General features: G+C 66.3%; 20 protein-coding genes. 9 read left to right on the top strand and 11 right to left on the bottom strand.

Features of this window, described 5'->3' with window-relative positions:
* The first annotated feature begins 171 nt into the window (after positions 1-171).
* Positions 172-2,397 carry a CDC48 family AAA ATPase gene (locus RJT48_RS07550; protein WP_311171659.1) on the top strand — a complete coding sequence of 742 codons (2,226 nt, stop codon included), beginning with the start codon at positions 172-174 and terminating at the stop codon, positions 2,395-2,397.
* Positions 2,398-2,546: 149 nt separating this feature from the next.
* The gene (locus tag RJT48_RS07545; protein WP_311171967.1) at positions 2,547-3,203 is read left to right on the top strand and encodes a lactate utilization protein; all 657 of its coding nucleotides are present in this window, start codon (positions 2,547-2,549) and stop codon (positions 3,201-3,203) included.
* A 92-nt stretch (positions 3,204-3,295) separates the two neighbouring features.
* Here RJT48_RS07545 and RJT48_RS07540 read toward each other — a convergent pair whose 3' ends face one another.
* From RJT48_RS07540 to RJT48_RS07525, 4 genes are all read right to left on the bottom strand, one after another.
* Positions 3,296-3,718 (bottom strand): universal stress protein, encoded by a 423-nt coding sequence (locus RJT48_RS07540; RefSeq protein WP_311171658.1) that lies wholly within the window; start codon positions 3,716-3,718, stop codon positions 3,296-3,298.
* A 156-nt stretch (positions 3,719-3,874) separates the two neighbouring features.
* Positions 3,875-4,243, bottom strand: coding sequence for a DUF5615 family PIN-like protein (locus RJT48_RS07535; RefSeq protein ID WP_311171657.1), 369 nt, complete (start codon positions 4,241-4,243; stop codon positions 3,875-3,877).
* On the bottom strand, positions 4,240-4,515 hold the full coding sequence (locus RJT48_RS07530; RefSeq protein ID WP_311171656.1) for a DUF433 domain-containing protein: 276 nt from the start codon (positions 4,513-4,515) through the stop codon (positions 4,240-4,242). Before RJT48_RS07530 ends, RJT48_RS07535 begins: the two co-directional genes overlap by 4 nt.
* A gap of 134 nt (positions 4,516-4,649) precedes the next feature.
* Positions 4,650-6,539: an ATP-binding protein gene (locus RJT48_RS07525; protein WP_311171655.1), complete on the bottom strand. Its 1,890-nt coding sequence runs from the start codon at positions 6,537-6,539 to the stop codon at positions 4,650-4,652.
* Between the two features lie 116 nt (positions 6,540-6,655).
* Here RJT48_RS07525 and RJT48_RS07520 point away from each other — a divergent pair, with 116 nt between their 5' ends.
* Positions 6,656-7,003, top strand: a complete 348-nt coding sequence (locus tag RJT48_RS07520; RefSeq protein ID WP_311171654.1) for a DUF7113 family protein — start codon at positions 6,656-6,658, stop codon at positions 7,001-7,003.
* 66 nt (positions 7,004-7,069) lie between these two features.
* On the opposite strand, the gene RJT48_RS07515 is transcribed toward RJT48_RS07520, so the two are convergent.
* Positions 7,070-8,350: a DNA double-strand break repair nuclease NurA gene (locus RJT48_RS07515; RefSeq protein WP_311171653.1), complete on the bottom strand. Its 1,281-nt coding sequence runs from the start codon at positions 8,348-8,350 to the stop codon at positions 7,070-7,072.
* Between the two features lie 59 nt (positions 8,351-8,409).
* On the opposite strand from RJT48_RS07515, the gene RJT48_RS07510 reads away from it, so the two are divergent.
* Positions 8,410-9,069, top strand: a complete 660-nt coding sequence (locus RJT48_RS07510) for an HAD family hydrolase (protein ID WP_311171652.1) — start codon at positions 8,410-8,412, stop codon at positions 9,067-9,069.
* 26 nt (positions 9,070-9,095) lie between these two features.
* On the opposite strand, the gene RJT48_RS07505 is transcribed toward RJT48_RS07510, so the two are convergent.
* From RJT48_RS07505 to dnaJ, 6 genes are all read right to left on the bottom strand, one after another.
* Positions 9,096-9,479, bottom strand: a complete 384-nt coding sequence (locus RJT48_RS07505) for a DUF7993 family protein (protein ID WP_311171651.1) — start codon at positions 9,477-9,479, stop codon at positions 9,096-9,098.
* Positions 9,480-9,562: 83 nt separating this feature from the next.
* Positions 9,563-10,009 (bottom strand): DUF2240 family protein, encoded by a 447-nt coding sequence (locus RJT48_RS07500; protein WP_311171650.1) that lies wholly within the window; start codon positions 10,007-10,009, stop codon positions 9,563-9,565.
* Positions 10,010-10,073: 64 nt separating this feature from the next.
* Entirely contained in the window at positions 10,074-10,274 is a 201-nt protein-coding gene (locus RJT48_RS07495) for a hypothetical protein (RefSeq protein ID WP_311171649.1), read from the bottom strand.
* A gap of 37 nt (positions 10,275-10,311) precedes the next feature.
* Complete coding sequence (locus tag RJT48_RS07490; protein ID WP_311171966.1) at positions 10,312-11,067, bottom strand: AMP-binding protein; 756 nt, start codon at positions 11,065-11,067, stop codon at positions 10,312-10,314.
* A gap of 210 nt (positions 11,068-11,277) precedes the next feature.
* Positions 11,278-11,595 carry a cupin domain-containing protein gene (locus RJT48_RS07485; RefSeq protein WP_311171648.1) on the bottom strand — a complete coding sequence of 106 codons (318 nt, stop codon included), beginning with the start codon at positions 11,593-11,595 and terminating at the stop codon, positions 11,278-11,280.
* A gap of 100 nt (positions 11,596-11,695) precedes the next feature.
* Positions 11,696-12,862, bottom strand: a complete 1,167-nt coding sequence (dnaJ, locus tag RJT48_RS07480) for a molecular chaperone DnaJ (RefSeq protein ID WP_311171647.1) — start codon at positions 12,860-12,862, stop codon at positions 11,696-11,698.
* A gap of 105 nt (positions 12,863-12,967) precedes the next feature.
* Here dnaJ and RJT48_RS07475 point away from each other — a divergent pair, with 105 nt between their 5' ends.
* The 5 genes from RJT48_RS07475 (at position 12,968) to RJT48_RS07455 (ending at position 17,041) form a co-directional block, all read left to right on the top strand.
* Entirely contained in the window at positions 12,968-14,017 is a 1,050-nt protein-coding gene (locus RJT48_RS07475; RefSeq protein WP_311171646.1) for a zinc-binding dehydrogenase, read from the top strand.
* Positions 14,007-14,348, top strand: a complete 342-nt coding sequence (locus tag RJT48_RS07470; RefSeq protein WP_311171645.1) for a DUF7977 family protein — start codon at positions 14,007-14,009, stop codon at positions 14,346-14,348. Before RJT48_RS07475 ends, RJT48_RS07470 begins: the two co-directional genes overlap by 11 nt.
* Before the next feature lie 198 nt (positions 14,349-14,546).
* Complete coding sequence (locus RJT48_RS07465; protein WP_311171644.1) at positions 14,547-15,494, top strand: methyl-accepting chemotaxis protein; 948 nt, start codon at positions 14,547-14,549, stop codon at positions 15,492-15,494.
* Positions 15,495-15,631: 137 nt separating this feature from the next.
* On the top strand, positions 15,632-15,982 hold the full coding sequence (locus RJT48_RS07460) for a DUF5802 family protein (protein ID WP_311171643.1): 351 nt from the start codon (positions 15,632-15,634) through the stop codon (positions 15,980-15,982).
* A 108-nt stretch (positions 15,983-16,090) separates the two neighbouring features.
* The gene (locus RJT48_RS07455) at positions 16,091-17,041 is read left to right on the top strand and encodes a Vms1/Ankzf1 family peptidyl-tRNA hydrolase (RefSeq protein WP_311171642.1); all 951 of its coding nucleotides are present in this window, start codon (positions 16,091-16,093) and stop codon (positions 17,039-17,041) included.
* Positions 17,042-17,139: the final 98 nt, after the last annotated feature.

The raw sequence follows: 17,139 nt of genomic DNA, 5'->3' as shown, positions 1-17,139 counted from the left end.
GGGGCGGCGACGAAAAGAGCCACGCATCGATGCCGCGGGCGGTAAGGATTTGTGTCTTCGACCGAAAGAGTGTATTAAGATGTCACACTCCGGATTTCGTGGCGTTCGAGCCGCGAGAGGACTCTCCCGGAGCCGTGACCGATTGGCGGGACGTATCCCCGCGACCCAACTATGAACGAAGTTCAACTCGAAGTGGCGAAAGCGTACCCGAACGACTCGGGCCGCGGCATCGCCCGTCTCGATCCGGACACGCTGCTCCACCTCAAACTCTCACCCGGCGACATCATCGAAATCGAGGGCGCCGAAACCACCGCGGCGAAGGTGTGGCGCGCTGACCGACAGGACTGGAACACCGACACGGTTCGCATCGACGGCTTCACGCGCCAGAACGCCGACGTCAGCATCGGCGAGCGCGTGACGATCCGAAAGGCAGAGGAGACGAAAGCCGAGAAACTCGTCCTCGCACCGCCGGAGGAGGCGAGTGTGCAGTTCGGCTCCGACGCCGCGGGGATGGTCAAACGGCAGATCCTCAAACGTCCGGTCGTCGAGCGCGACATCGTCCCCGTGATGTCCTCGACGAACCATCCGTTTATGCGGTCCCCGGGCCAGGCGATTCCCCTCATCGCCGTCGAGACGGAGCCGGACGGCGTCTGTCTGGTGACCGAGGACACGGAGGTCGAACTCCGGGAGGAGCCCATCTCCGGCTTCGAGAAGACGGGCGGCGGCATCACCTACGAGGACATCGGCGGCCTCAAAAGCGAGATCCAGCGGGTCCGGGAGATGGTCGAACTCCCGATGAAGCACCCGCAGATCTTCAAGAAACTCGGGATCGAGCCGCCGCAGGGCGTGCTGCTCCACGGTCCGCCCGGGACCGGGAAGACCCTGCTGGCGAAGGCCGTCGCCAACGAGACCTCCGCGAGTTTCTTCTCGATCGCCGGCCCGGAGATCATCTCGAAGTACTACGGCGAGTCCGAACAGCAGTTACGGGAGATCTTCGAGGACGCGACCGAGGAGTCGCCGTCGATCATCTTCATCGACGAACTCGACTCGATCGCGCCGAAGCGCGACGACGTGACCGGCGAGGTCGAGCGCCGCGTCGTCGCCCAGCTGCTGACGATGATGGACGGCCTGGAGACGCGCGGGGAAGTCATCGTCATCGCGGCGACGAACCGCGTCGACAGCGTCGACCCCGCGCTGCGCCGGCCGGGACGGTTCGATCGTGAGATCGAGATCGGCGTGCCCGACGAGGTGGGCCGCAAGGAGATCCTCCAGATCCACACCCGCGGGATGCCGCTGTCCGACGACGTCTCGCTCGATCACCTCGCCGACGAGACCCACGGCTTCGTCGGCGCCGACATCGAGTCGCTGACGAAGGAGGCGGCGATGAAGGCGCTCCGGCGGTACCTCCCGGAGATCGATCTCGACGAGGAAGACATCCCGCCGAGCCTGATCGACCGGATGATCGTCAAGCGCGAGGACTTCCGCGGCGCCTTGGCGGACGTCGAACCCTCGGCGATGCGGGAGGTGCTCGTCGAACTCCCCAAGGTGTCGTGGGACGACGTCGGCGGGCTCGAAGACCCCAAACAGACCGTCAAGGAGAGCGTCGAGTGGCCGCTGACGTCGCAGGGGCGCTTCGAGCGGATGGGGATCGACCCGCCGAAGGGCGTGCTGTTGTACGGCCCACCCGGGACCGGGAAGACCCTCATCGCGAAGGCCGTCGCCAACGAGACGAACGCGAACTTCATTTCGGTGCGCGGCCCGCAACTGCTCTCGAAGTGGGTCGGCGAATCGGAGAAGGCCATCCGGCAGACGTTCCGGAAGGCCCGGCAGGTCAGCCCGACGATCATCTTCTTCGACGAGCTGGACAGCCTCGCGCCCAGCCGCGGCGGCGAGACCGGGAACAACGTCTCCGAGCGCGTCGTCAACCAGCTTTTGACCGAACTCGACGGGCTCGAAGAGAACGGCAACGTGATGGTGATCGGCGCGACCAACCGCCCGGATATGATCGACCCCGCGCTCATCCGCTCGGGGCGGTTCGACCGCCTGGTGCTCATCGGCCAGCCCAGCGAAGAGGGCCGCGAGCAGATCTTGAAGATCCACACTCGCGACTCCCCGCTCGCGCCCGACGTGAGCCTGCGTGAAATCGCCGAGATCACGGACGGGTACGTCGGGTCGGATCTGGAGACGATCACCCGCGAGGCCGCCATCGAGGCGCTGCGCGACGACGACGACGCCGAGGAGATCGAGATGCGGCACTTCCGGGAGGCGATCGACTCCGTCCGGCCGACGATCACGGACGAACTGATGGACTACTACGAGCAGATGCAAGATCAGTTCAAGGGCGGCACCCGGGACGGTCTCGGGGAGCGCCGCGACGGCCGGATCGGCTTCCAGTAGCGGGGGCGTCCTCTTTTTCTGGACCGGGCGAACTGTCCACTCGTCGACAACCCGATAACGCCCGTGTAACCACCTGATACCGGTGTCAGCGAGCGGTTAAGTGGTTCACGGACCTACCGATGGGTGTCGAAAGCGACACCCCACATCAGATGTCTCAGCAGAAATCCGACTACGCAGACGACACCGAAATCGACGTAACGCTCGACGAACTCCCCGACGACGAGATCATCCACGAGACCGTCGAAAGCCTCGAAGCGAACGGGTTCGAGGTGGTCGTGGTCGACTCGACCGACGACGCCCTCGAAGCGATCAAATCGCAGATCCCTGCCGGCGCGTCCGTGATGAACGGCCACTCGACGACGCTCGAAGAGATCGGGTTCGATGACTACCTCTCGGCGGGAGACCACGAGTGGGAGAGCCTCCCGGATCAGATCTGGAGTATCGACGACGACGAGGAGCGTCAAGCCGCCCGTCGGGAGTCCCAAACGGCAGACTACTTCCTCGGTGGGATCAACGCCATCTCCCAGACAGGCGAACTCGTCGCCGCGGACCTCTCGGGCAGCCGAATCGGTGCCTACCCGTTCGCTGCGGGCAACGTGATCATCGTCAGCGGCGTGAACAAGATCGTGCCGACGCTCGATGACGCGCTCGACCGGCTCGAATCCGTGGCGTATCCGCTGGAGAACGAGCGGGCACAGGAGGCCTACGGCGTCGAATCTGCCATCGCGAAACAGCTCATCTTCCGCCGGGAGGCCGATGAGGGTCGGACGACGGTCGTCCTCGTCCGCGAGCAGTTAGGGTACTGAGCCGGCACCGAGTCTGAGACGGCTCCCGACGCACTGGGCGACGAATCGCTCGAAACAGTTTTCCACCAGTACGATGCCACAAACCCCCGGTTTCACCGAAAGACCGTGACCGGCACGGGCGAGTGGCGGACGACATCCTCGGCGACGCTGCCGAGCACGAGCCGCGAGACGCCGCTTCGGCCGTGGCTCCCGATGACGACGTGGTCGACATCACGCGTTTCCGCCGCCTCCACGATGGTCGCTGCCGGCCCACCGACTTCGGTGTCGGTCGTCACCTCGCTGTCGACGTCGAGGCGCTCTCGCGCCTCCCGCAGTATCTCGTCGGCCTCGACTTTCGCCTCCTGATACCACTCCTCGGAGCCGCTGGGGAGGACCCCGGCACTGTAGCCCGCCTCGACGGGGTTGATGACGTGCAGAAGCGTCACCTGCGCGTCGGCCCACTCCCCGGAGACGAACTCGATCGCCGACAGGGACTGTGGCGACCCGTCGACCGGGACGAGCACGTGCTTCGGCATACCCGGCGGTACGATGCGGGGTTACAAAAAATGGTGTCCGGCGCCTCCTGCTGGCGTTCGATGGCTTTCAACGTCGGGAGGTGTCGTCGAAGAGCTTCCCCATCCGAACGGGAATCGATCGGCTCAGGTGGTGTATGCGGTATGGAGTGCCGACCTTCATTCGTGGAGCCACTCGTACCACTCTCCGAGATCGACAAGTCGATTGTCGACTCCTTCGAGTCCGTACTGATCGAACACCTCGTCGACGGTTCGGGCAAGTCCTTCCGGGTCAGTGTCGGGAAGGTTCTGGTCGTAGTAGAGAAGGATCCCGGCGTGATCGTATTCGTGGTGCAGTGACTCGAAATCTTTCGCGTTGTTTGTCAACAGGACAGCGCCGGACTCGCCACACCACGAGAGTAGGTCGGCGTCGCTGGTGTGTTCACCGAATCGGTCTTTCGCCTGTTCGACACCGTAGCCGCGTTCTCGGAGTAATCGCTCGAAGACTCGGCCGACGTGTTCATCGAGCAGAATCTGAACCCCTGTCACTGGACGGGCTCTTTGGGCTTCAGAGAGGATTCACGAACGCGCTCGAACGCCGATTCGTTCTCCCGTTCCAGCTCTCGCATCTCGTCGATGTGAGCGTAGTAGTAGGAGAGCGACTCGTAGACGTCTGTGAGAGGGATATCCAGCTGATCCGCAACTAAAGCGGGGGACTGCCCGCTGTCAATCACCCGTGCGGCAACGTGGCGAACGCCGATCCGCGTGCCGTCGATTCGTGGCTCGCCGCCGAGCACATCTTCGTCGCGGGTGATACTCATACGATCGGGTAGGTCTCCCTGTCGGTTATATCTTTCCGGCAATCCGGTCTGTGGTACTGAACGGCTGATACACCATCCCTCGGCGGATTAAACCACCGTAACGAGAGTTCCACGACACCCTCTTCGACGTATACTCATTCCCCGTGACGCGTCAGACAGACTGAAAGCCCGACGAGTTCGACGGGTTCGGAGTTGTCCGGGGAGTAGACGACGAGCTGTCCCTTCTCCATGTAGGGCACTTTGTCCTCCAGTTCCGGCGGGATGTTGACGCTCTTGATCGCGTCCTCGTCGCCGAGGTTGAGCACGAGCCGCGTGTTGATCTGTTTGAACACCGGCTCGGCGATATCCTGGGGGTCCTGTGTGACCAGAAACAGGCCCAGCCGCTCCTTGCGACCCTGCTTTGCCGCCTCGGTGAACTTCGAGATCACCTTCCGCGCCTGGACGGTGTCGGCGTCCGCGAGGAAGTTGTGCGCCTCGTCCATCCCCAGAAGTAGCGGCGTCTCCTTGATCCGGTCGGAGTCTGGGGCGTTCGAGAGCTTGTTGTCGATCAGCAGACTCGACACCGCGAGGACGAACAGTTCCTTCGCACGGCTCGTCGAGAGGTGGTACGTCGGGATCACCGTCAGCCCGCCCGGCCGGACGAGCTGGTGGTCGAGGTCGGTGATCGGCCGCGCCGACTGATCGAAGACGCCGTTCGGCACGCCGTGGACGCGGCGCTTGACCGCGTCGAAGGTCGCCTCGTGGACACGGCCCGACTCGTCGAGCTGCTCCCGCAGCGCCGGATCGTCCAGGAACGTCAGGAACTCCTCGTAGGTGCCGGCGTCGCCGTATTCGCGGAAGAAGCGCTTCAGCAGATGAACCAGTGCGGGGTACTGGTTCTCGTTGAGGCTGCTGCCAGCCACGAGCCACGGCCGGTCGCGGGCCATCGAGAAGGGGATGGTGAACGCCTGCTGTTCCGCGCGGTGGCCCTTGCCGCCGTAGGCGACGCCGTCCTCCTTCGGGACGAGCGCCAGCGTGTCGTCGTGACCGCCGTGGACGATCCCCTCCCGTTCGTACCGCCGCGCGGTCGCGTCGTCCATTGCGGGGTTGTCGTCGTGCATCTGGGCGTACTCGTCCTGCGGGTCGAACTGGACGACCGCGAGCCGCGCCGAGCGGCCGTCGTCCATCTCGTAGGTCCGATCTTCCGCCAGAAGCTGCCGCAGGACGTTCTTCGTGGCGTGGGTCTTCCCGGAGCCGGTGCCGCCGGCGACCAGGGCGTGTCGGAACACGAGCGGATCGCCGTCGCCGTAGTCGTCACGCAGGCGGTAGTCGATCGTCGGGGGCTCGGCCGCGGTCCGGACCTTCTCGCCGCCGACCGAGAGGTGCCCGAGGAAGATGCCGTCGCCGGGGATCTTCAGCCCGGTCTTGATCTGTTCGGGGTCTGTCGCTTCGGCGGCGACGGCGCCCGGTTTCGGCACACGGTCGACCATCCGGCGCTTGAGGTCCCCGTCGTCCTCGAACAGGACCGCGAGCGGGTCCAGCGACGCGACGAACTTGTAATCGCGCTCCTCGAACTCCTCGCGGCGCATCGCCCGGCGGGCGTGGATCTCGGTCGCGTCGTCGGTCTGGAACTCCTGGGCGTACTCTAAGGCGGTAATCCGCGCAAACAGCAGTTCGTCGTCCGGATAGGGCACGAGGAGGTACTTGCCGAGTCTGACGGTGTCGCGGTTGTTCGTGGTCACGTACGCCCGCAGCGTCGTCTCGTCGCCGTCCTCGGCGACGCGGAGCCCCTGCGAGACGGCGATCGCGCCGATTCCGCGGTCCTGACCCGTCGGTGCGGCGTCGTAGCGGTCGAACGCGACGTCCTGGTCTGCCTGCTCGCTCCGGTCTGTCGCCGACGTGGATTCGTCCGCGCCGCCACTCGTCCCCGACGTTGTGCTGTCCGTCTCCGTCGACACACCGCCGTCACCCGCCGTCGATCGGTCCCCGTCGGTCCCATCCGAGGGCCGATCGTCGGAACCGGGCTCGAAGTCGCCGAGATCCATCTTGCGTGCCACTGTGCTGCCGACGAATAAAACACCTCGCCCGTGCTCGGCGTCCGGTGCCGCACGCTGCTTGCGTCTCCCGGACTGCTTTTCCCGCCTCGGGTCCAATCACGGGTATGCTTCTGGTGCGCGGTCACGGTGGGGGGACGACGCTGACGGGGACGATCTTCGAGCGGGGCGAGCGTGCTCCCTCGTATAAAGGGGCACCCGACGAGGACGCCCCGTACGTCTGGGTCTGCGACGAGTTCTACGAGGTCGAGAGCGGCGGGTCGGAGACGACGATCGACGGCGAGACGGTCAACGTCGCGTTCGAGTCGCCGATGCCACGGGGGTTCGAGACGCGCGAGCGGGCGCTGGACGCGGCGGAGGCACACGTGCGGACGCAGTTCGCCCGCGTTGGCGTCCCCGAATCCGAGGTCGACGTCGAAGTGATCAAGCAGGATCCCGGCGCCGAGCATCCATAGCCATCCCGTTACGGCGCCAAGCCGTTCTCTCGGACGTCGATATCGCCCGGAACCGCGGGCCGTCCACTACTCGGCGTCGTCCCACCGCAGATCGTCGTATCGCTTCACCTCGCCGCTGTCGAGCGTCTCGGCGAACTTCCGCCGGAGCGAGGACTTCTCGCCGGTGCTGATGCGCGCGAGTTTGTCCGCCTTCGCGACTGCCTCTGGTGGCCCGCGCCGGGCGGCGACGTCACCGAGTATCTGTCGGGTGATTGCATCCCGGGTCGCTTCGTCGCGGGCGAACGCATAGGGCGTCTCGACCCGATAGAGCACGTCGGTCTGGGGTTCATAGAGGACGAAGAAACAGGTCTCGTACAGTTCGAGGTCCAGGTGTCGCTCGACGCCGTAGACGTCGCCGTCGGTCGCAATTGTCGCGTCGGCGCCGTCGTGGGAGTGGAACCAGCCCGTAAAGGTCAACTCCTCCGTCCGGCGTCCGTCCGGGCCGTGGTGTGATCCGTCCCGAGGCTCGCCCTCCTCGCGCCGTTCGAGCAATCGAGTGAAAAAGGCCGCGTCGTCGGTCCAGGGGACCTCGAACCCGCGCTCCCGGTTGCGGAGCGTGCCCACGATTCGCTTGGACGCAGGGTTCTTGACGAACCCACACAGCGGGACGTCGCGTTCGACGAACCGCTCGACGAGACGGACGTAGTTCTCGACGATCGACCGCGGCTGTAACTCCTCGGCGATCGCCTGTAGTTCGGCGTCCCGGTCCCGCCAACTGAGCAGTTCCAGCGGATAGAGCGGGCCGTCGAGGACGAGCAGTTCCGACACCGATTCGGCGTGTTCCAGCGCGTGTGAACTCTCCGCGAGATACAGCGCCAGCGCGTGGACGATCCGCTCGGCGTAGCGGTTGACGCGGGGGACCCGAAGCACGCGCCACCGGCAGTACCCGTCGTCGACCGTTCGCCAGGACTCCTCGATCGGGACGGTCTCGTCGTTGAGATGCGTCGCCGCCACGATACTCCGGTGCCGGTGAAGGTCGAGATCCGACGGCACCGCGGCCATCGCGGCCTGTGCGAGGTCGACGACCAGGCCGTTTTTGAACGTCGTCGGGTTGATCGTCCCCGAATCCAGCCCGTGGACCGTCTCGAACGGCGACGCGGCCAGCGCAACGTCTTCCGTGTCGACTGCGCGCAGACGCTTTTCGCCCAGCGGTTCCACGACGACGTCGCCGTCGGGGCCATAGAGCGGATCGAGGAACTCCTCCCAGATCCGCGCGGCGACGTCGACGTGGTCGGAATCGTCGACCTGTCGTGCGAGGTACGCCGCGAGATCCGCGATGCCGTCGACGTGGACGGGATCGAGTGTCACGTTCGGAACCTCGCGTCGAGACGAGAAAAGTCATACGTCGTGGCGACCTACCGGCGGCCGTGACAATCACCGCGGTCGGCTTCGACCTCGACGAGACGCTCGCCGTCCCCACGCGGGACCGCGAAGCGATCCTCACAGACGCCGTCGAGGCGGTCGACGCGCCGCCGCTGTCCCGCGAATCGTACCTGCGAGTCCACGGGCGCAACCTCACGCGGGAGAGTCGGACGCCGATCTTCGCCGATCTGCTGGCCGAACACGACGCCGAGATCGATCCGGAGACGCTGGCGCGGGTCTACCGGGAGGAGATCGCCGACGCCATCGCGCCCCTCGAGGGCGTCGAACCGTTCATCGAGCGCCTGCGTGAGCGGTACCGCGTCGGCCTGCTCACGAACGGCCCCCGGATGGCCCAGCGGGACAAACTCCGGACGCTCGGGTGGGCCGACGCCTTCGACGCCTCCCTCGTGACCGGCGAACTCGACGCCGGCAAGCCCGACCCCGCGGCGTTCGAGGCGCTCGTTGACGCGCTCGGCAGCGACCCCGGCGAGACGGTCTACGTCGGCGACGACGTCGACGCCGACATCGCCGGGGCGGCGGACGCCGGACTGCTCGCCGTGCAGGTGACGTACGACGGCGGTCCGGAACCCTCGCCGCGGGCGGCCGCGCACATTCCGCGGGAGCGGCTGATCGCCGACCTCCCGGACCTGTTGGCGTCGCTGTAGCAGCCTCCTGGGAGCTTCAGACTGACTTACGACGTGCTTTCGCCGGAATCCACAGCCCGGAGCACCGGCAGCAGCCACTTGACCTGCGCGCCGTCCTCGACGAAGACGAGCGTCCGCGGGGGTTCGACCGCCTTCGGGCGCACCCGGAGCCCTTCCTCCCGAGCGGTGTCGGCGGCGACGTCGACGCCGCGCTCGAACTCGACGCGGGCCCGTTCGGGGTGGACGAACACCGAGGCGGCTCGCTGGTCACCACGGTCGATCGCGTAGGCGAACGCCCCGTCGGGAGAGGGCTCGACGTCCTGGACCGCATCGGTCACCGCGATCCCTTCGAGTACACCTCCGTGTCCGGTCACCTCGGAGGCGAGCAGTTCCGCGATGCGGTGCCCGTCGTTCAGTCGGTCCTCGACCATACCACTCGTTCCGGCCGCTGGGAGAAGAGGGCTCCGTTCGGATGCAGAAAGGAGAATGCTCCGTTCGTCGTCGGACCGACGGCTTACTCGCGCAGTTGGTCTCTTGCGGCCTGTGCAGCGTCGCCGACGTCGACGCCCTCCTGCCGCGCGTACAGCGCCGCGGCCGCCTCGACCGTGATGTCGAGCCGTCGCTGCCGTTCGTTGACCGCGGCGACCGCCTCCTGTTTGTCGTTGCCGGCAGCGACGAGCGAATCGAGGATGCGCTCGAACGTCGACTGCTCGCGGAGGATCGACTCGTCGGGCTCGTACTCCGCCGGGACGGTCACAGCGGCCGGATCGAAGCCCGCCACGACGTCGCCGTCGTCGCGTTCGAGCAGCCCTCGGCCGGTCGCCACGTCGATGAGTCGTTTGGCCTGATCCGGCGAGAACCAGTTCCGGTCCAGCGAGAGCGCGACGACGAACTCCCCCTCACCGAGGCGCGTCTGCCCGCGCTGTTTGAACGGGACGGCGACCGCTACCTCCAGCGTCATACCGAAACCACGACCAGCGGGGCACAAGGAGTCCCCGGTTCCCGTCGCGACCTGCCGGATCCTGTCACGCCTCCCCCGATCCGGACCGACCGCGAGTCAGCGCCCAGACAACGAGGACGACACCCTCGACTCGGGCGGCCGTGTACACCCACGAGCGGAGGTCGACGTCGCCCTCGGCCGCGAGGGACATCCAGAAGTTCACCACCGCTTTCGGGGCGAGCAGTTCGAGGACTCCGATGACGAACGCTGCCACTCTGAGGAGCATATTCGAAGTTCCCCGGACGGTGAACATAAATCTGCTGTCAATTCTCGCCGCCTTCGAACGGCGCGCTCTCGACAACTTCGGTGGCGGTCACTGTGCGATCGGTCCGGTGAGAATCGTCGGTGTCAGTCGCTGCTTCCTTCGACGCATACCCGCCCGTCGCTTCCGTCGACTCTGCCGGGAAAACGATCGTCGCCCCGACGAGGATCGGCGCCAAGAGACCGGCGACGACGACCTCCGGATCGGTGAGCGAACCGCGGACGACCATCTCGTCGCCCGGCCCGAGATCGGCGTCGGCCGCGACACGTGCTGCCCCGGAGAGCAACTCGGCGTGCGTGTACGTGCGATCGTCGGCAACCAAAGCGGGATCGGAGCCGGCGACGTCGACGGGGTGCACCGCCGGGTTCTCGCTCCAGACCTCCGCCTCCCAGTGGGTCGTGGCAGGATCGTCCGGCGGGCCGCCGTGCACCGCGAGGCGGTGCCCGGGCGGGAGATCGAACTCGCTCTCGCGGTCGACCGGCGCAAGGACGGCCCGGGGCGGACCGTCAGCGACAGCCTCGGCGAAGCGGGTCACTGCGCCCAACTGGGCCGCGCCGTAGAACGCCAAGACCGGTTCAGGGAGCGCGTCAGGGACGACGAGCACCTCGTCGCCGGGACGCACGCCCAGATACCGGAGCACGTTCCCGGCCTTGTAGGAGGTCGTGATGAAGTCGCGGTAGCTGTAACTCCGTCCCGGTGCGGCCGCTCGAAGCGCGTCGCCGGCCGTCCGCCGCTCGCGGGCGACGACCGCACCGATAGTCGCGGGATCGTCACACGGCGGCGGAAAGGTCGACTCGCCGGACTCTGCGTCCGGTTCGGCTCCGGAGGCACCCTCAGACCCGGAATCGGCGTCGATCGTGTCGGAATCGTCGGTCACACTGCAGGCTCGTCGGCCCGATACAAAAACAGCGTCGGCCGGGATACCCGTCGGCGATCAGGGTGTGCTCGCGACGACGAACGTCGGCGATCAGGGTGCGCCCGCGACGACGAACGTACTCGGCTCGTCTGTGTGCAGGCTCCGAGTCGACTCTGGCGCGACGCGGACTGCGTCGCCGGCAGCCATCGGTACCTCGTCGCCGTCGACGACGACGGTCGCCGATCCCTCGGCGAGGTAGTACACCTCCTCGTGACCCCTGTCGGCGTGGTCGTGTTCCATCCCGGTCCAGTCGGCGTCGGCGTCGATGACGGTCACGCCCAGGTTCTCGCAGTCGAGCGTCTCCCGGAGGAAGAACATTCCGTCGGCCTTCTCGTCGCCGTCCGCGTAGTTCGCTTTTGTATACGACATCGGGGAGAACTACGGGCGAGAGCCACGTGAAGGTGGGGGTACGGGAACTCCTATCGACGACCTCGGTGCCTACGAGGTCAGCACGTAGAGGAACCAGACGTCAGAAGGAGTTTTTGATCTTCTCGAAGAAGCCCTCGGTGACGTCGACGTCCTCGCCGCCGGCCTCGGCGAACGCTTCCAGCGCCTCCTTCTGTTCCTCGTTGAGGTCGTCCGGCGTCACGACCTGCATCTGGACGTAGAGGTCGCCGTGGCCGCGGCCGCGGAGGTGCGGCATCCCCTCGCCGCGGATCCGGAACTCTTCGCCGCTCTGGGTGCCCGCTGGGATGTCCAGGTCCGCCGACCCGTCGACGGTCGGCACTTCGACGGTCGCGCCGAAGACGGCCTTCGGGAACGAGATCGGCAGGCGGTGATAGAGATCGTCGCCGTCGCGCTCGAAATTCTCGTGGTCGCGGACGGAGACGTCGATGAGCAGATCCCCTTTCGGCCCGCCGTTCTCGCCCGGGGCGCCCTCCCGCTCCATCCGGAGCGTCTGTCCGTCCCGGATCCCCGGGGGGATGTCGACCGAGAGCGTCGCTTCCTCGCGAGTGATGCCGTCGCCGCGACAGACCGAACAGGTCTCGCTGTAGGTCTCCCCTGAACCCTCACATCGGGGACAGGTCTGCGTCTGCTGGACGCGGCCGAGCGGCGTATCGCGGACCGTGGTGGTCTGCCCGCGGCCGTTACACTCCGGACAGGAGTTCACGTCGGCGTCGGGCGGGTGGCCGCGGCCGTTACACTCCGGACACTCCTCGGGGCGGGTGACGGTGAACTGCTTTTCGACGCCCTCGTACACCTCTTCGAGGTCTAAGGTGACCTGCGTCCGGAGGTTCTGTCCCTGTCGGGGACGGTTCCCGCCTCGGCCGCCGCCACCGCGACCACCGCCGAAGAACTGGTTGAAGATGTCCTCGAAGGGGCTTCCCTGGCCGCCACCCATCCCGCCGAAGGGATCGCCGCCGCGGCCGCGACCGCCGGCACCGCCGCCGCCGACACCCCCACGCTTTTCGGCCTGTTGGAAGCGCTCGTGGCCCAACTGGTCGTACATCTGGCGCTTTTCCTCGTCGGTGAGGACCTCTTTGGCCTTCTGGGCTTTCTTGAATTTCTCCTCGGCCTCGGGGTCCTCGGAGACGTCCGGGTGATACTCCGCGGCCTTCTTGCGGTAGGCCTGCTTGATCTCGTCCTCGGTGGCGTCCCGGGAGACACCGAGCACGTCGTAGAAGTCCTCGCTCATTCGTTGTTGTGCGTTATCCGTTGAGCTACTTCAACGGAACGGGTCGTCGAAGCCAGCGGCGATGCGCAGGGCTGGGCTTTTGCCCCTGCCGGCGAAGTGGGGTGTATGCAAGCCGTCAAGCTCACTGCCCACGGCGATCGCGACGTCATCGAGTACGGCGAGGTCCCGGATCCGGCGGTCGACCGCGACGAGGTGCTCGTCGACGTGAAAGCCGCCGCGCTGAACCATCTGGACGTCTGGACGCGCCGCGGGCTTCCGGGAATCGATCTCTCCTTTCCGCACGTGCCCGGCAGCGATATGGCGGGCGTCGTCGACGCCGTCGGGGACGACGTCACCCGATTCGAGCCGTGCGACCGCGTCGCGTTCTTCGCGGCCACCACTGACAGTGGCGGAGAGGGCGGCGACGGCCCTCCCCGTGACGACCCGACGCTCTCGTCGGATTTCAGCATCATCGGCGAACACAGCCAGGGCGTCCACGCTGAGTACGCCGCCGTGCCGGCAGCGAACCTGATCCCCGTTCCCGAAGGCGTCGACTGGAAAGTCGCCGGATCGGCCGCGCTCGTTTTCGGGACCGCCTGGCGGATGCTGATTCACCGCGCCGAGGTGCAGGCGGGCGAGCACGTGCTCGTCCACGGCGCCTCCGGGGGCGTCGGCCACGCGGCCGTCCAGATCGCCGACCACGCCGGCTGTACGGTGTACGCGACAGGATCGTCGGCAGCGAAACTCGACCACGCCGCCGAGTGCGGCGCCGACCACGTCATCAACTACGAGGAGACCGACTTCGCGGCGGCGGTCGACGACCTGACCGACGGCCGCGGCGTCGACGTCGTCGTCGACCACGTCGGCGAGGCCACGTACGATGGGTCGCTGCGGAGCCTCCGGAAGGGCGGCCGGTTCGTCACCTGTGGCGCGACGACGGGCGGGAACCCCGACGCCGGACTGCGACGCATCTTCTGGAACCAGCTCTCGGTGATCGGGTCGACGATGGCCACGCCCGAACAGGTCGCGGAGGTCCTCGATCTCGTCTGGGCGGGCGACCTCGAGCCGGAGATCCGGGCGACGCTGCCGATGAGCGAGACCGCCCGCGCCCACGAACTGATCGAGAACCGTGAGGGCTTTGGCAAGGTGGTCGTAATTCCGGACAGTGAGCTCTGACGACGAGGGATACGTCCACCGGCCGGGTGAGGCGGAGTCGGTAGAAACGGCGGCCGGTGAACGTGGGGCGGCTGGCGGGCCTGCGGCATCCAAGGAGACTGCAGCGTCCGAGGAAACTCCGCAGAACGGCTTCGGCGCCCGCGGCTGGGTCCTCGTCGCCGTACTCGCGGTATGTACGCTCGTCGTCCCCGGAATCATCTACGTCCGACCGGGTATCCTCTCGGCTCTGGGTATCCCGTACATCGCCTCGCTGCTCGTGCTCCCGCTTCTTCCCGCCGCCGCACTGGGACTGACCGCGGTCTGGGCGATGGCAGCGACGAACCGCGACTGAGACTCGAATAGTCAGAAATCATATATAGCCGCTCCGTTCCGGATTCTCTCTGAGTGAGAGGCCTTCCTGAAACGGTCTCGTTGCCCGGAATGGTGGGAGAGAACGGCCACAATGCTTTTATTTCATTTCCCGTTTCAATATCAGATGTGAAAAGTCGGACCCAGGGCTTATTGGATTTGTCTCACCATTTTGGCACGAATGTCGTCCGAATCACAGCAGTCGACCGCAGGTGGCGAAAACCACTCCGACGACAAGGTTGTGATCGACCGCGAGCGATTGGAGGATCTCCAGGCCTCGACGCAGGAACTCGCCTCGGCTGCCGAGCAGATCTCAGAGAGTACAGCGGAGATCAACGGGGTCGCCGCCGAGCAAGCGGAGAACCTGACGACCGTCACCCAGGAGGTCTCGAATCTGAGTGCGGCGGTCGAAGAGATCGCCTCCAGCGCCGACCAGGTCCGCAGCGAGAGTCGACGGGCGCGGGAACTCGCCGAGGAGTCACAGGCGGCCGCCGACGACGCCATCGACGCGATGAATTCGGTCGATGCGGCGACCGCAGCGGTGACAGAGGACATCTCGGCTCTCCGTGAGGACGTCGACGAGATCGACACGGTCGTGACTGTCATCCAGGACATCGCCGATCAGACGAACCTGCTCGCGCTGAACGCCTCGATCGAGGCCGCCCGGGCCGGCGAGGCGGGAGACGGGTTCGCCGTCGTCGCCGACGAGATCAAGACGCTCGCCGAAGAGACCCAAGAGCAGGCGGTCGACATCGAGGAGTTGGCCGACCGGATCAAATCGAACACCGACGAGACCGTCGAGAGCATCGATCGGGCGAACGACGAAATCGACACCGGAATCGACCGTGTCGACACGGCCTTGGATAGTCTGGAATCAATCGCGGACGCCGTAAGCGAGGTCAACGACGGCATCGAGGAGGTCGCCGACGCGACCGACGAGCAGGCCGCAAGCACCGAAGAGGTCGCGGCGATGACCGACGGGGCGAACGACCGCGCGCGGATGATGGCCGACGAGATCGACGAACTGGCCGCCGCCAACCAGGAGCAGACGACCAAGGTGAGTGAGATCGCCGATGCCGTCGAGCAGTTCAGCGAATCGTGGGGGTCGGCGGTCGCGGTCGACGACTGAGGTCTATTTCCTCCCGAGTTCGTCTGTTCCAGTATTGGTCTGGTCCCGTGTCCGTTTTCGGAAACGACTAATCGCCCCATAGCGTCGACCCGCCGGAAAGACTTATTACCGATGATGTGTGAGATTCTCTCGCACAGATGTTCGAGGCCTTCTCCACGAGCTACTACCTGGGACGGCTGTACGTCGAACCGTCGGACCGGGACGTCCCGGCGATCCAACGAGCGGATCACGAGCGGGTCAACGAGGAACTCTACGGCGACGAGGGGCTCTTCCGGACCGACGCGCCGCTCGTGATGAAACTCGATCGGGGACACATTCCGGTTCTCGGCGACGAGGAGGTGCCGTCCGGGACGCTTGTGGTTCCCGAGACCGTCGACGACGGAGACCTTCCGGCCGAGCGCGACGTGTTGCTGGCAAAGGGTGATCGCGCCGCGGAACTGCTTCGCTACTCGGGCTATCGCTTCGGCGACGACAGCGCGGTGGCGTGATACTGACCATTGTAACTTTTTACCGGTGCTCGCCGGAAGCGGGGGTGGCGCTCGGCGGGAGGAGACGAGAGTAATCATTATAAGTGGCCCGCGGCCGCGGATCGAGATATGCTCGACGAGTTGCTCGGCCGCGCCGAACTCAAAGCGCGGATCGAGGAGCTGGAGGAGGAAAAACGGCATCTCGAACGCCGGGCGGAAGCGGAAGAGGAACGGCGATCGGAGGCCGCACGGAAGCGTCAGGAAGCCGAGACGACGATCAACCGGCTGGAGGACCGAATCGAGGGCCTCGAAGAGCGGATCGAGCGACTCTCCGGCGACGACGAAACCGAGGTCGCATTCCGCGGCATCGAGGAGTTCCACGGCGAGCGTCGTGAGGAGATCCTCTCGCGGCTCTCCTCCTTCGAGACGGGACCCGAGGGGGCACTGACGGCGATGGTTCACGACGACGTCCCCGACGCCGTCTCCGACGCCCTCGGGGATCGCTCGGCACTCGTCCGCCGTGCCGCTCCGTGTCTCGTCTGCCTCGACGACGCCGGACTCGTCACCGTCGCGCTGGCGCCACCGACCCCGCCCGCGGCGTTCGTCGAGTGGGGGACCGGCTTCCGCCTCGATCGCTCGTGGTTCACGCCCGTCGAGCCCACGTGGGTGGCGCTGGTCCGCTCTGACCTGTTCGCGCTCGGCATCTACGACGGCGACGCCGTCACACTCGTCGACGAGGTCGAATCCGACGTGATGGGTGCCCACTCGAAGGGCGGCTTCTCGCAGGCGCGCTTCGAGCGGCGGCGCGATCAGCAGATCGACGAGCATCTCGATCGTGCGCGGTCGGTCATCGAGACCCACGTCGAGGCCACTGCGAGCGAGGATGATACCGAATCGGGCGAGGGTGAGCCGCCCGTTCCGAGGAACGCCGACGTGGTAGTTCTCGGCGAAGAGACGGTCCTCGGGCAGTTCACGGATCTCGCCGAACGGACGGCTACCGTCGACGCCACGGGTGATCCCGGCGATGCCCTCCGCTCGGCGGTCCGGGAGTTCTGGACGGTCCGGCTCTCGTTGCTGTAGGGATACGCCCACGTGCCGAGAGTAGATGTCGGAGACGGGAGCGCAGCGGATCGACGGCGGAGGCGAACACGGGCATTATATTCTCCCTCGTCGTGGCC

This window comes from Halobellus ordinarius (genome assembly GCF_031823395.1).
Taxonomy (GTDB): domain Archaea; phylum Halobacteriota; class Halobacteria; order Halobacteriales; family Haloferacaceae; genus Haloquadratum; species Haloquadratum ordinarius.
This window is presented reverse-complemented; position numbering and strand designations above follow the sequence as displayed.